This window comes from Gilliamella sp. B14384G12, from assembly GCF_016101825.1.
In the GTDB taxonomy this organism is placed as follows: Bacteria; Pseudomonadota; Gammaproteobacteria; order Enterobacterales; family Orbaceae; genus Gilliamella; species Gilliamella apicola_N.
Genome location: NZ_JACFPU010000006.1, coordinates 1 through 14,505 on the forward strand (window position 1 = coordinate 1; position 14,505 = coordinate 14,505).

A 14,505-nucleotide genomic window follows, 5' to 3' on the forward strand; every position below is an offset into this window, starting at 1 on the left:
TGATGCTCAATAACTGTCTCTGACATAATTCAAATGAATCTTCAGTGTCACTTATCAAGACTTAATTTTTTAGTCCGTAGACTTTAATCTTTCGTCTCGCAAGTGCCCACACAGATTGTCTGTTTCTTCTTTTTTAAAGAGCTGACAGCTTTTTCATTTAACTAAATGTTTTGTTATTTAGTTTGCTGTCTCAAGGGTTGCGTATGTTACTCACTTCACTTGCACTCGTCAACCCCTATTTTAGAAATTTTGCTATTTTTGAATTGATTGATTGCTTTTTATTCAAAACAGTGCGTTATAGCGTTATTTTGAGTTGTTTAACTGCACTTACTGCTTTATTCACCGCTTCGGAATTCGTTTCGGCTTTCGCCAATGCGACTCCCATTCGTCTTACACCCTCTACTTCAGGTTTACCAAATAAACGTATATCTGTATGTGGTTCTTGTAATGCTTTTTCTAAATTAGCAAATGTAACTTGTTTTGAAGAACCATTTACTAAAATCACTGCTGAAGCTGCAGCGCCGTATTGTTCAATATTAGGAATAGGTAATCCCAATATAGCTCTGGCGTGCAATGCAAATTCGGACAAGTTTTGAGATATTAATGTCACCAAACCTGTGTCATGTGGACGAGGTGAAACCTCACTAAACCAAACTTGATCACCTTTTACAAACAATTCTACACCAAATAAACCCCGTCCTCCTAGCGCTTCAGTTATTTTCGTTGCAATTTCTTTTGCTAGATTTAAGGCTTGATTAGACATTTGCTGTGGTTGCCAAGATTCTCGATAATCCCCTTTTTCTTGACGATGACCGATAGGCTCACAGAATGAAATACCATTGATATGTTTGACAGTAAGTAAGGTAATTTCGTAATCAAAATCCACAAAGCCTTCTATTATTACTTTTCCCTCACCAGCTCGACCGCCTTCTTGAGCATAGGTCCATGAGGAATCAATATCCACTTCACTTCGTAATAATGATTGACCTTTACCAGAAGAACTCATAATTGGTTTGACAAAACAAGGAAAACCGATCTCTGTTATCGCTTGTTTAAATTCTGTTTTATTTGCAGCAAAACGATAAGATGAAGTTGGTAACTTTAATTTTTCAGCCGCAAGGCGACGTATTCCTTCACGATTCATTGTTAATTGAGTGGCTTTGGCCGTTGGGATTACAGTAAAACCTTTTTTTTCCATTTCAACTAAGGTATCAGTAGCAATTGCTTCTATTTCAGGAACAATATAATCAGGTTTTTCAGTTTCAATGACGTTTCTTAGTTCATCACCATTTAACATATTGATTATATGATAACGATGTGCAACTTGCATCGCAGGAGCATTAGCATAACGATCAACAGCAATAACTTCACAACCTAATCGTTGTAATTCAATCACAACTTCTTTAGCTAGTTCTCCAGCGCCACAAAGTAAAACTTTTGTTGCACTAGGTGATAATGGTGTCCCTATTTTTGTCATAATATCCTCTTATAGGTTTAATCATTATACTTTGTTAATTAGCTTAAAATAAAAAATCGGGATAATTATCCCGATTTTTCTTAATTTAAAATTATACTGAATATGGATCTCGTAAAATCATGGTTTCACTACGATCCGGACCTGTTGAAATAATATCAACTGGTGTTTCCGTTAATTCTTCAATTCGTTTGATATAGTTTTTTGCAGCTTGTGGTAGTGCATCATAGTTCTTGATTCCAAATGTTGATTCACTCCAACCAGGCATTGATTCATAAACTGGTTTTACTAAACTCCAATCTTCAGCTGCTGCTGGTGCATTTTTTATTACATCACCATTTGGTAATTGATAGCCTACACAAATTTTAACTTCTTTAAGACCATCGAGTACATCCAGTTTTGTTAGACAAAATCCAGAAACAGAATTAAGTTGTACCGCTTTTCGAACAGCAACCGCATCTAACCATCCAGTACGGCGGCGACGACCTGTTGTTGCACCGAATTCATTCCCTTGTTTACAAAGGTATTCACCCGTTTCATCAAATAATTCTGTAGGGAAAGGTCCTGCCCCAACTCGTGTAGAGTAGGCTTTAACAATCCCTAATACATAACCAACATAACGAGGACCAAAACCAGAACCAGTTGCTACGCCACCCGCGGTTGTATTTGAAGAAGTCACGTAAGGATAAGTACCATGATCAATATCAAGTAATGTACCTTGCGCTCCTTCGAACATAATTTTTTCGCCTTTTTTTCGTGCATCTTCTAAAAGAGCAGGAATATCGGCAATCATAGACACTAAAGTATCGGCAATTGCTAATGTGTCATCAAGAACTTTCTGATAATCAACTGCATCGGCTTTATAGTAATTAACTAATTGAAAGTTGTGGTATTCCATCACTTCTTTTAATTTTTCAGCAAATACCGCTCTATCAAGTAAATCCCCGACACGAAGTCCACGACGCGCAACCTTATCTTCATAAGCAGGTCCAATGCCGCGACCGGTAGTACCAATAGCTTTATTACCACGAGCTTTTTCTCGAGCTTGATCTAATGCAATATGATAAGGCAAAATTAATGGGCACGATTCAGAGATGAGTAGTCTTTCTTTAACGGGGATACCTCTAGTTTCAAGTTCTTTCATCTCTTTCATTAAAGCATCAGGGCAAAGCACTACGCCATTAGCAATAATACTAATAACATTATTATGCAAAATTCCTGATGGAATTAAGTGTAGTACAGTTTTTTCACCATTAATAACTAATGTGTGACCTGCATTATGTCCGCCTTGATAACGAACAACATATTTTGCTTTTTCAGTAAGTAAATCGACAACTTTACCTTTGCCTTCATCACCCCATTGTGTACCTAACACAACAACATTATTACTCATAGACTGTTTACTCATTCTGTTATTTATTTGATTTCAATTTCATATACTGGAAAAACTCACTATCCGGACTAATGACCATCACATCATTGCCTGTAAAGCTTTGTTCATACGCTTTTAAACTACGAATAAAACTAAAAAACGCCATATCTTTGCCAAAGGCATCAGCGTATAGTTTTGCCGCATTAGCATCACCTTCACCGCGGATAATACGAGATTGACGCTCTGCTTCTGATAATATTTTGGTTGCTTCAAGTGTAGCTGTTGCTCTTGTTTCCTCAGCTTTTCTAACACCTTCAAAACGTTTATCACGTGCAATAACTTCACGTTCTGCTCGCATTCTTGCATAAATGGAACCAGAAACCTCAGCAGGGAAGTTAATCTGTTTAATTCGCACATCAATCACTTCAACACCAAATGCTCTTAAGCTGGTTTTATTGCTTTCAGGATCTTTTTGGGTGTCAGCAACCAATTTGTCAATTGGTGCTGAGTCAACTGAGTCTTGATGATTGCCATTTAAAGCATCCTTAACTCGAATCATCAAAGAATTTCGTGATTTAGTATCAGCGTTAGAATCATTAATAATGTCTTTATTGCTTAATTTACCGATTTCAGCTCTTAGGCGACCATTTAAACGCGCTAAAAGTAAATCTTCAACATTATTACCACCAGCAACTGTTTCATAATAACGGTTAAAATCAACAATTTTCCACTGAACAAAATAATCAACAATCAATTCTTTCTTTTGTACGTTAAAAAATCGTTGTTCTTTGCTGTTATTAGAACTATTAGTTGTTTGAATTTTTGCATCAATAACTTTGATGCTATCCATACCCGGAACTTTAAAATGTAATCCTGGATTAGATAATCCAATAATTTTGTTAAATCTTAAAACAACACCACGTGTCCCTTCTTCTATCACATAAGCGCTTGAAAAGAACATACCAATTAAAATTAAAACAATAGGAATCAATAATTTACGCATATTCATCTTTCTCCTTATTATTGTCCCATAGTTCGCATAGTTCTTGCTGTGTTACCAGTAGAACTACTGTTACTTGTTGTGGCACTTTTTTGTGATTCACTTGCTGTTTGAGGTATACTTTTTATCGCTTCAGAAGAACTTGGCATATTAAAATTATAGTCACTATTTTGATTTACAGTTGGTGTAGATACTTTTTCGCTTTTATTTTTTAATAATTGTTCTAATGGTAACACCATTAAATTACCGCTTTTATCATTAACGATGACTTTATTCGTTTTCTCTAATATTTTTTCCATCGTTTCAATATATAAACGCTCTTTAGTTATTTCAGGAGCCGCTTTATATTGCGGTAAAATTTGTTCAAAACGTGCAACATCACCTGCCGCTTCAAGTTCTACTCGGACTTTATAGGCATTAGCATCAGCTAAAATTCTTGCCGATTTACCTTCAGCTTGCTGAACTAATTGGACTTTATCTGCTTCAGCTTGTTTGATTTCACGCTCACTATCACCTTGAGCACGAATTGCATCATCATAAGCATCTTGAACCTCATCCGGTGGACGAGCCACTTGGAAGTTTAAATCAACAATATTAATTCCCATATCATAATGGGTTATTACATTAACGAGTTCATCTCTGGTGCTACTTTCAAGAATTGAACGACCATCGGAAATGATAGCATCAATATTAGAGCTACCCACAGCGGTTCGAAGTGCACTATCTGCAGCTTGGCGTAGGCTATCTTCAACATTAGTAACATTGAATAAATATTTTAATGGGTTGCTGATACGATACTGTACATTCATCTCAACAAAGACAAGGTTTTCACCTGTAGTAACAATAAAGCCTTGAACATTGAAATTTCGAGTACCTTGGGTGTCAACAACATAGACTTTATCGATTAAGGTAGGTTTCCAATTTAGTCCTGGTTGAACAATTTCAGGTTGAACTTGACCAAAGCGGGTAATAACACCTCTCTGACTTTGATTAATGGTATAAAACCCACTTAGACCCCAGATAAAAATTATAGCAATAAATGCTATAGCAATAATTTTTGACGGACTCATCGGTAATTTAGTTTTTGATGAACCACCATTGTTATTGCCTAAATTACCTTTTTTTAGAAAATCTTTAATTTTATCCAATATATCATTTGTTGAATTGGAAGGTTTTTTGTTGTTACTTCCCCATGGATCGTTATCTTGTCCGTTATTTCCGGGCTGATTCCACGCCATATTTTATATGCTCCATTTAACGATTAGTTGTTATTTTGCGTATTAATTAAGTATAACAGATCTGGCTCCTGTTTACAGAGACGATTCCATTCAATAGAAGGCATTCTCACATCTAGTCGAAAACTACCATCATCATTAATAAATTCACGTTCTACTGCATTTAACTGATAAAAACGACTTCTGAGTTTTGCCAAATGAGCTGGTAAATTCAACTGGCAAACTTGAATCTGTTTAGCAAGCCTTTCTTTTAATGCTATAAATAATAGATCTAATCCTAAACCATTTTGAGCAGAAATCCAAACACGAATTGGGACTCCTTCTTCATCACGATCAATACTTGGCTGTCTACCTTCAATTAAATCAATTTTATTCATTACTAACAATGTTGGAATATCATGTGCATCAATTTCAAATAGTACTTCTTCTACTGCATGTATATTATCCAACATATTAGGATCCGCCGCATCTATAACATGCAGCAATAAAGCAGCTTCTTGCGTTTCTAACAATGTTGCTTTAAAAGCCGCAATCAGATCATGAGGTAAGTGACGAATAAAACCTACTGTATCAGCCAATACAACTTCGCCTACATCATCGACTGTAATCCTTCTTAATGTAGGATCAAGTGTAGCAAATAACTGATCAGCCGCATAAACATCGGCATTCGTTAGAATATTAAATAGTGTTGATTTACCTGCATTGGTATATCCAACTAAAGATGCCGTAGATAAATCGGCTTTATTTCTTGATTGACGATTTTGATTACGCTGTTTTTCTACTTTAGCCAATCTTGATAAAATTAATTGAATTCTATGACGAATCAATCGTCTATCGGTTTCTAACTGTGTTTCACCTGGTCCTCGTAAACCAATACCACCTTTTTGTCGTTCTAAATGTGTCCATCCGCGAACTAAACGAGTAGATAAATATTGCAATTGTGCTAATTCAACTTGTAATTTACCTTCATGCGTTCTTGCTCGTTGAGCAAAAATATCTAAAATCAAACCTGTTCGATCAACAACGCGACATTCACATAGTTTTTCTAGATTCCGTTCTTGAGTAGGCGTCAATGTATGATTAACTAAAATAACTGAAGCTTGTAGTTCTTTAACTTTTTCTGCAATTTCTAGGGCTTTACCCTCACCAATAAAATATTTGGCTTGAGGGGTTTTTCTTGATGTTGTCACAATATCGAGAATCTCTATTTGAGCAGAAGTAACCAATACTTCAAACTCTTTTAGATCCTCGATATCGCTTTCTTGAGGAAGGAAAACATGGACTAATAAGGCAGATTCTCCGCCCTTATATCGCTCAAACAATCAGATTCTCCGCTGATTTAATCAGTTTCCATTTTCCTCTTCTGGCTGAGATACTAATCCAGAAATTGATCTTGATGGTACAACTGTTGAGATAGCATGTTTATAAACCATTTGGCTTACAGTATTTTTTAGTAATATAACAAATTGATCGAATGATTCGATTTGACCTTGTAATTTAATACCATTAACCAAATAAATTGATACAGGAATATGCTCGCGACGAAGCAAATTCAAATAAGGATCTTGTAATGACTGCCCTTTTGACATGAGATTATCCTTTAAAATGAAATAATATGAAGATTGAAATTATATTTTCAAAAATAAATATCTACTGTAATTGCAATTATAGAATATTTACGTAAGTAAATACCAAAATAACATAAAAAACACGGCACTTGAACCGATCAATTGCAATTTATGCACAAATAACTAAAATTTTAATAAATTTACATTAACTAGACAAAAAAATATACGAAACCGCCTCATTAACTTAAAATATTTTAACAAAACTAAATAAACTATCAATAAATAAAAAGACCAAGGAATAAGCAACAAAAATATCTATTTGAAATTAAAAGAGATGATTGAAAATATTTTCCATATTATTTTTATTTAACCACGTTATAGGTTGCTTCCAACCACGAAGCCAAGTAATTTGCCGTTTTGCTAATTGACGAGTAGCACAAATTCCTTTGAATACCATTTCATCATAACTGGTATCTCCATTTAAGTATTCCCACATTTGGCGATAACCAACACAGCGTATAGAGGGTAAGTTTAAATGTAAATCAGATCGTTGCATAAGCGTCTTGACCTCATTTTCAAAACCTTGATCTAACATCTGTAAAAAACGCTGCTCAATACGCTGATGAAGTTCAGCCCTATCATCTGGCATGATAGCAAATTGCATAACATCATATGGCAAAGCTTCACCACTTTCTTGGGTTAGCTCAGTTAAACTTTTACCTGTAATAAGATAAACTTCCAAAGCACGATTTAGGCGCTGTGGATCATTAGGGTGGATACGCTCAGCCGATACTGGATCAACTTTTTGCAATTCTTCATGAATCGCTTGCCACCCCATTTTATTGGCTTTTTCCTCTATTTGTTTACGTATTTCCATGTTAGCAACAGGAAGCGGTGACAGCCCCTCAATTAACGCTTTAAAATATAACATGGTGCCACCGACTAACAATGGAATGCGTCCTTTGCTTAGAGTCTTTTCGATTTCGACAATCGCATCATGCCGAAAATTAGCTGCCGAATAGCTTTGTGCAGGATCGCAAATATCAATCAATTTATGTGGATATTTCTGTAGCTCTGCTTTTGTTGGTTTTGCTGTTCCAATATCCATGCCACGATAAATGAGCGCTGAATCAACACTTATAATATCAACAGGATAACGCTCATAAAGAGCCATAGCAAATGCCGTTTTACCAGATGCTGTCGGCCCCATTAAAGAAATAATTTTTGGTTTGTTCATGATAAAATCGATTGAGTAAATAATTGTATATTAACTGGATATAAAAATGTTTGTTGCTGTAACAGATTAATATCTATCTGTTCTAATTGAGCTAATAACTGAATCACTTTCGCTACACTCCAACATACTGCATGGCCGTCATCATATTGATTGGCTAACCAATTAGCTATCTGTGTTGGATCTAATATTACCTGTTCTGATTCTGATAAAAAACTAATTAATGCTGGCAAGATTTGTTGCCAATTCATAGTCCGCAACATTTTGGGCACACTTTGTAAATGTAATTTTGCTTTATCTACGTAAAAATCAAAACCTAAAAAATCTAATTGTTTTTGATAACTCGTAAAAACTTGCTGTTCTTTATGATCAATTAATATCGTTAAAGGAATTAATAATTTTTCAGATTCTTGAGATAATAATTTAATTGCCGTTACTTTTTGTTGGGCAACAGGTAATTTCATCAACATTAATTTTTGCTGATTATCTTCATACTTTTCAAGCAATGCTACATCAGATTGAATAACTGTTAATACTCGGCCAAATTGCACTAACGATGAACTGTCAAGTTGCTGTTGTAATGATTGTAATGGCACATTTCGTTTAGGAAATAGTGCCTCAATAACTGCCTGTTGTGGTGCGGTTATTGAATCCTTATCTTCTGTCGATTGAAAGGATTGTAGCTGAGTTTTTTCTATTTCAACTTTTGGTTTAGTTTCGACTAACTGACCATAAATTGCATTTTCTTTAATATGATTAATTGGTTTTTTAGGTAACGAGTCAATTGTTGGATAATTTTTCTGCTCAGTTTCGATTTTTTGATTAAAGATGTTTTCACCAGCAGCTTGTCGATTTGGAGCCATTACCATTTTTTCGTTATATGTCAGCTGTTGATTTGATTCAAGTGCCATGACAATTGCTTGATAAACAAAATCATGTACTAATCTCGCTTCATGGAAACGCACTTCGTGTTTTGCTGGATGCACATTAACATCGACTTGCTTAGGATCAATTTGTAAAAATACAACATAACTCTGTTGTTCATGAGTACGGCTATTGTAAGCTTGTCGTAATGCATGATTAAGCAATTTGTCTTTTATGACACGACCATTAACATAAAAGTATTGCAGTTCGCTACTTTCACTACTAGTAACCCAGCCTTGAATCACTAAATCATCGTGTTGCCAATCCAGTTTTACCGCTTTTTGCATAAACGCTCGGCCGCAAACTAATTCCACTCTTTTTTCTAATTCCGATGCTCGATACTGTTTAACCAATTTACCGTTATGTTGCAAATTAAAAGAGACATCAGGACGAGCCAGTGCAATGCGACGTACAAATTCCTCGATATGCATAAATTCGGTTTTTTCTGTTTTTAAAAAACGGCGCCTTGCTGGAGTATTATAAAATAGGTCAAGAACTTCAACTGTTGAGCCAATGGGATGAGCCGCTGGTTTAATAGTTGGCGTCATATCTCGCCCTTCTGCATAAACTTGCCATGCTTCAGACTGTTCAGCGGTTCTCGATGTTAATGTTAATCTAGAAACAGAACTAATACTTGCTAATGCCTCGCCACGAAATCCAAGACTAATAATTGCATCTAAATCATCTAACGTACTGATTTTACTGGTTGCATGACGAGCTAAAGCAAGGGCTAATTCATCTTTATTAATTCCACAACCATTATCACGAATACGAATTAATTTACAGCCGCCTTGCTCAAGATCTATATCAATTTGAGTACTGCCCGCATCAAGGCTGTTTTCAACTAATTCTTTAATAACCGATGCTGGGCGCTCTACTACCTCACCTGCTGCAATTTGATTTGCTAATTGGGGAGATAGAATGTGGATTGCCATTAATGTTGTTCTCCAAATTTAGGGTTCTGTTTTACGTAGTTTTTTATACCTTGATAAATGGCTTTAGCAATCTTATCTTGATGGGCATTACTGCTTAACAGACGCTCTTCTTCTTGGTTAGAAATAAAACCAACTTCAATTAAAATCGATGGGATATCAGGTGAACGTAAAACACCTAAACTTGCATGTTCCGGCAGATTTTTATGAAGATTAGTTACACTTTTGATTGATTTTAAAACTTGCGTTGCTAATTCATAACCTACTCGCTGAGAATAAGAAAATTGTAAATCTAACACCGCTTGATTTAGGTGACGATTATTATCGTCAGCGAGAACATCTCCAGCCCCGCCTAATAATTGAGATTTTTTTTCATCTTGTTCAAGCCATCGACCAAGCTCAGTATCGGCTCGTTTGGTCGATAAAACCCAAACTGATGCACCAGTTGCATTACGATTTGGCGCTGCATCAGCATGAATTGAAACTAATAAATTAGCTTTATTTTTTCGAGCAATGTCTGAACGCAGGGGAACCGAGATAAAAGTATCATTGCTACGGGTTAATACTCCTTTAAAACTAGGATCTTTATTTAATAAATTAGTCAATTTTTTGGCAATTGAAAACGTAACAGTCTTTTCATATAAATTACTTTGACCTATTGCACCAGAATCTTTACCACCATGCCCTGCATCAACGGCAATCACTACTTTAGTTGCATAAGCTGAACTACAAAACACTAATAACATTAAGAAAGTAAGTAATTTTTTCATGATCTTTTACCGTTAATGTTTATTGTTAAAGATTAATAATAGTTCGACCCTTTTCGCTTTTTGCTTGCACACAAGCCGTACGCTCACAGGCTAAATAAGCCAAATGAATTTCGAGATCTGCACTTGGCAATATACCTTGTGCTTGTTCAGGCCATTCAACTAAACAGATCGAACGCGAAGAAAAATATTCACGAATACCCATAAACTCAAGTTCTTCAGAATCAATTAACCTGTATAAATCAAAATGATAAACAGAGAAATCACAAAACTGATAAGGTTCAACTAAAGTATATGTTGGACTTTTGACATTACCTATATGACCTAATTGTTGTAAAAATCCACGACTAAAGGTGGTTTTACCTGCACCAAGGTCACCCATTAAATAAATAACTATCGTATCATCATGTGTGGATAAATAGTTTAAACATTGCTTAGCAAGTTTGCCACCCAATGAAATGGTTGCTTGCTCATCGGCTAAAATAATAGGTTTCATGATGAATTCTTTGCTCAATAAATAGTCCTTATTATATACTAATAACCATTAAAGATGTACCAAACAAGATTAACTTGCTTTTCTGTCAAAAAGTTTCAGGTTAACTATACGTTTCAGTATAAAAAGTGAGAATTATGTTACATACTATTTCAACCGCTAACCAATCAATCGTAGATACACAAGTAATATCGCAACAAGATGCCGTTTTATTTTGGCAAAACGGTGTGATTATTGCGCTACAAGATAATCCATTATTAGATGAAATTATCAAGAAAACTGCACATTGCTACATTATTGATAATGATATTCAAGCTCGTGGTTTACAGCCATTTATTGATCCAAGAGTCAAAATTATCAATATGCAGCAAGCAGTTGAATTAACAGCAATCAATTACCCACAAATGAATTGGCAATAATAAGGTTATTTGTAAACCAGCCCAAACTATCAGTTTTAATTATCTTAATCATTGTGTTTTATTATCGATAATTGTGATGTTTTAAATTAATCTCAGCTAATTTGCAAATCTAAATCCCTAGGTTTAATATAATTTTCAATCGTTTTTATTAACATTTAAATCTTAATGACAAATTTATTAACACTATCAGAATGTAATGATCGTTTAAAAAAGGGTGATGTTATTGCTTACCCTACCGAAGCCGTTTTTGGATTGGGTTGTGATCCTAACAGTGAGGCTGCTGTACTAACACTACTAAAGTTAAAGCAGCGCTCAATCGATAAAGGGCTAATTTTAATTGCAAGTCATTATCAACAATTACTCCCTTATATTGATGATTCCTCCCTTAATAAAGAACAAAAGCAGTTAGCATTTACGAGCTGGCCCGGACCAGTCACTTGGATTTTTCCCAAAAATAGAACGACTCCCTATTTTTTAACAGGTAAATTTGATTCTATCGCGGTGCGAGTCACTGATCATCCTTTAGTTTGTCAGCTTTGTGATCTATTTGGTAAACCACTCGTTTCATCAAGTGCTAATCTTTCAGGTCATAATCCCTGTCGAACTGTTTTTGAAGTCAAAAGACAATTTGGGGACGATTTTCCTGTATTAAAAGGTGAAACCGGTCATCGCTTACAACCTTCTGAAATTAGAGACATAAGAACGGGTAAAATCATTCGACAAGGATAACATTATGCAAAATTTATATATTGGTGTAATGTCTGGTACCAGTATGGATGGTATTGATATTGCTTTAGTGAATATAACAGAAAAAAAAGTTACATCAATCGCTAGTGATTGTTATCCAATGCCAGCCCATTTAAAACAACTTCTACTGACGTTATGCGAAACCAAACAAACCTCATTGCAAAATTTAGGTGAAATTGATCACATACTTGGGCAGCTTTTTGCTGATAGCATAAATCAATTTTTAAAAGATAATCAGATAAAAAAACACCAAATTACAGCTATAGGATGTCATGGGCAAACCATTTACCATGCACCAAGTGGCGCAAATCCGTTTACCATGCAAATTGGAGATGCCAATATTATTGCAGCCAAAACAGGTATAACCACCATTGCAGATTTTCGACGTAAAGATATGGCTTATGGTGGTCAAGGTGCACCACTGGTGCCGGCTTTTCATAAAGCAGTATTACAAGATCCACATATCAATCGTGTGATACTTAATATTGGAGGAATAAGTAATATCACTGTTTTAATACCTCAATACCCTGTAATAGGTTATGACACAGGTCCTGGTAATGTATTACTCGATGGATGGATCAAAGAGCAGTTAGGTAAAAACTATGATCAAGATGGATTATGGGCAAAAACGGGAAACATTAACCAAGATTTATTAGATTATCTTTATAAGGAAAATTATTTTCAAATGCCTGCACCTAAAAGTACGGGTCGAGAACTATTTAATTTACCTTGGTTACACAATAAATTAGCAGGTTTCAATTTAGCTGCGCAAGATATCCAAGCAACTTTAGTTGAGTTGACAGCTTTATCTATTTCCAATGAAATAAAGAAATTACCGATAGAAAATAGATTATCTTGTGAGCTGTTAGTGTGTGGAGGTGGCGCAAAAAACCCTCTTCTTATGGAGCGTTTATCTCGATTGCTTCCGTCATGGACAGTATTAACAACAGATACAAAAGGCATAAATGGTGATGATATGGAAGCGATTGCTTTTGCTTGGCTTGCTTATTGTAAAATCAATAATCTCCCATCAAATATTCCAGAAGTAACAGGAGCAAGCCAAGCAGTAAGTTTAGGGGTTATTTATCAATAATTATCTTTAATCTGATGATTTTGACTGCTTATTATAACCAATTAATTCAGATATTTTTGCTGCAGCTTGACTAATTTCACTCACTAGTTTAGCTTCATCTTCCTCAGTACTGCATCTAAAAATTGAGGTTGATAAACTTAAAGCAGCAATAATATTGCCTAAACGATTATAAATGGGTACCGCAAAACAACGTAAACCAAGCTCAGATTCTTCATCATCTTTGCCATAGCCTAAACGTTTAACTTCATCAAGTTCAGCAAAAAATGCCTCTTTACTTGTAATAGTTTTAGTTGTGTATTGAACAAAATCTATACCGTCAACTAAACTTTTTTTGCTTTCATCATCTAACCAAGCTAATAATACTTTACCTAATCCACTAGCATGAACAGTCGCTTGATTACCTATTTTAGACGTTAAACACAGACTATATTGTTCTGATGCCACTTTATTAATGTAGATAATTTGGTCACCTTCACGAACGGCTAAATGAATCGTTTCTTTTGTTTTATCCCTTAACTTTCTCATCTCTAAATCAGCAATAGCTAAGAAGTTTTGGTGATAAAGCACACGGTTACCTAAATCAAGTAATTTCAAATTAAGAGAATATTTATCTGAATCTTCTTCTTGATTAACATAACCTAATGATTTCATGGTTTGTAAAAATCGATAAGCTGTGCTTTTTGGCATCATTACTTTTTGCGATAATTCTGATATAGCGATGTCTTTAGATTCAGATAAAGCTTCTAAAATTCCGAAAACTTTTAAAACCGAAGCAACCGATTCTGGTGAGCTATCATTCATTATTAGCACATCTCCTTACTAAAAATTAGTCATTATTCTATTATTAAACGATCAACTAGAACAAATAAAAACTATCGAAAGTATATCATAATTAATAATGAGTCGTTACTAGCTATTTTATAAAAAATCTAATCTCTGCGGAGTAAACATATCAAGCAACACACCCGCTTGTTTGCAAACGCAACCATGTTCAATATTAGGCTTTTTATATAACGTATCGCCAGTACGAACAATTTTGGTTTCATCACCAATAGTAAATTCGAATTCACCAGATAAAACATAAGTGAGTTGTTCGTGTGGATGATGATGCATTGCACCAATAGCGCCTGTTTCAAAATGAACTTCAACCGCCATCATATTACCATCATGCGCTAAAACTTTACGTTTAACGCCATTTCCTAAATCAATTAATTCGATATCCGAATTAAAACAAAACATGACATCAC

General features: G+C 35.0%; 14 protein-coding genes and 1 pseudogene. 3 read left to right on the forward strand and 12 right to left on the reverse strand.

Going from position 1 to position 14,505, the window contains the following annotated elements; translation table 11 throughout:
- Positions 1-295: 295 nt before the first annotated feature.
- From purT to tsaE, 10 genes and pseudogenes are all read right to left on the reverse strand, one after another.
- Positions 296-1,477 (reverse strand): formate-dependent phosphoribosylglycinamide formyltransferase, encoded by a 1,182-nt coding sequence (gene purT / locus H3S73_RS07590; protein WP_198236291.1) that lies wholly within the window; start codon positions 1,475-1,477, stop codon positions 296-298.
- 91 nt (positions 1,478-1,568) lie between these two features.
- Positions 1,569-2,867: an adenylosuccinate synthase gene (locus H3S73_RS07595; protein ID WP_198236292.1), complete on the reverse strand. Its 1,299-nt coding sequence runs from the start codon at positions 2,865-2,867 to the stop codon at positions 1,569-1,571.
- A 19-nt stretch (positions 2,868-2,886) separates the two neighbouring features.
- A complete protein-coding gene (gene hflC / locus H3S73_RS07600) occupies positions 2,887-3,849 on the reverse strand; it encodes a protease modulator HflC (protein ID WP_198236359.1) in 963 nt (320 codons plus the stop codon).
- A 17-nt stretch (positions 3,850-3,866) separates the two neighbouring features.
- The gene (hflK, locus tag H3S73_RS07605) at positions 3,867-5,084 is read right to left on the reverse strand and encodes an FtsH protease activity modulator HflK (protein ID WP_198236293.1); all 1,218 of its coding nucleotides are present in this window, start codon (positions 5,082-5,084) and stop codon (positions 3,867-3,869) included.
- Positions 5,085-5,107: 23 nt separating this feature from the next.
- The gene (gene hflX / locus H3S73_RS07610) at positions 5,108-6,403 is read right to left on the reverse strand and encodes a ribosome rescue GTPase HflX (protein ID WP_198236294.1); all 1,296 of its coding nucleotides are present in this window, start codon (positions 6,401-6,403) and stop codon (positions 5,108-5,110) included.
- 21 nt (positions 6,404-6,424) lie between these two features.
- Positions 6,425-6,670, reverse strand: a complete 246-nt coding sequence (gene hfq / locus H3S73_RS07615) for an RNA chaperone Hfq (RefSeq protein ID WP_065738153.1) — start codon at positions 6,668-6,670, stop codon at positions 6,425-6,427.
- A gap of 304 nt (positions 6,671-6,974) precedes the next feature.
- On the reverse strand, positions 6,975-7,886 hold the full coding sequence (gene miaA, locus H3S73_RS07620) for a tRNA (adenosine(37)-N6)-dimethylallyltransferase MiaA (RefSeq protein ID WP_198236295.1): 912 nt from the start codon (positions 7,884-7,886) through the stop codon (positions 6,975-6,977).
- Entirely contained in the window at positions 7,883-9,742 is a 1,860-nt protein-coding gene (mutL, locus tag H3S73_RS07625; protein ID WP_198236296.1) for a DNA mismatch repair endonuclease MutL, read from the reverse strand. The genes miaA and mutL overlap by 4 nt, the downstream gene beginning before the upstream one ends.
- A gap of 20 nt (positions 9,743-9,762) precedes the next feature.
- Positions 9,763-10,467 (reverse strand): annotated as a pseudogene (locus tag H3S73_RS07630) (N-acetylmuramoyl-L-alanine amidase); the annotation flags it as partial.
- A 67-nt stretch (positions 10,468-10,534) separates the two neighbouring features.
- The gene (gene tsaE / locus H3S73_RS07635; RefSeq protein ID WP_198236298.1) at positions 10,535-11,002 is read right to left on the reverse strand and encodes a tRNA (adenosine(37)-N6)-threonylcarbamoyltransferase complex ATPase subunit type 1 TsaE; all 468 of its coding nucleotides are present in this window, start codon (positions 11,000-11,002) and stop codon (positions 10,535-10,537) included.
- A gap of 134 nt (positions 11,003-11,136) precedes the next feature.
- Here tsaE and tusB point away from each other — a divergent pair, with 134 nt between their 5' ends.
- The 3 genes from tusB (at position 11,137) to H3S73_RS07650 (ending at position 13,258) form a co-directional block, all read left to right on the forward strand.
- Positions 11,137-11,418 (forward strand): sulfurtransferase complex subunit TusB, encoded by a 282-nt coding sequence (gene tusB, locus H3S73_RS07640; RefSeq protein WP_198236299.1) that lies wholly within the window; start codon positions 11,137-11,139, stop codon positions 11,416-11,418.
- Between the two features lie 165 nt (positions 11,419-11,583).
- Positions 11,584-12,147: an L-threonylcarbamoyladenylate synthase type 1 TsaC gene (gene tsaC, locus H3S73_RS07645; protein ID WP_198236300.1), complete on the forward strand. Its 564-nt coding sequence runs from the start codon at positions 11,584-11,586 to the stop codon at positions 12,145-12,147.
- Between the two features lie 4 nt (positions 12,148-12,151).
- Entirely contained in the window at positions 12,152-13,258 is a 1,107-nt protein-coding gene (locus H3S73_RS07650; RefSeq protein ID WP_198236301.1) for an anhydro-N-acetylmuramic acid kinase, read from the forward strand.
- A gap of 6 nt (positions 13,259-13,264) precedes the next feature.
- Here the strand turns inward: H3S73_RS07650 and kdgR are convergent, their stop codons facing one another.
- Together kdgR and H3S73_RS07660 are read right to left on the reverse strand one after the other, a co-directional pair.
- Positions 13,265-14,059, reverse strand: coding sequence for a DNA-binding transcriptional regulator KdgR (gene kdgR, locus H3S73_RS07655; protein WP_198236302.1), 795 nt, complete (start codon positions 14,057-14,059; stop codon positions 13,265-13,267).
- Positions 14,060-14,176: 117 nt separating this feature from the next.
- A complete protein-coding gene (locus H3S73_RS07660; protein WP_065601995.1) occupies positions 14,177-14,497 on the reverse strand; it encodes a cupin domain-containing protein in 321 nt (106 codons plus the stop codon).
- Positions 14,498-14,505: the final 8 nt, after the last annotated feature.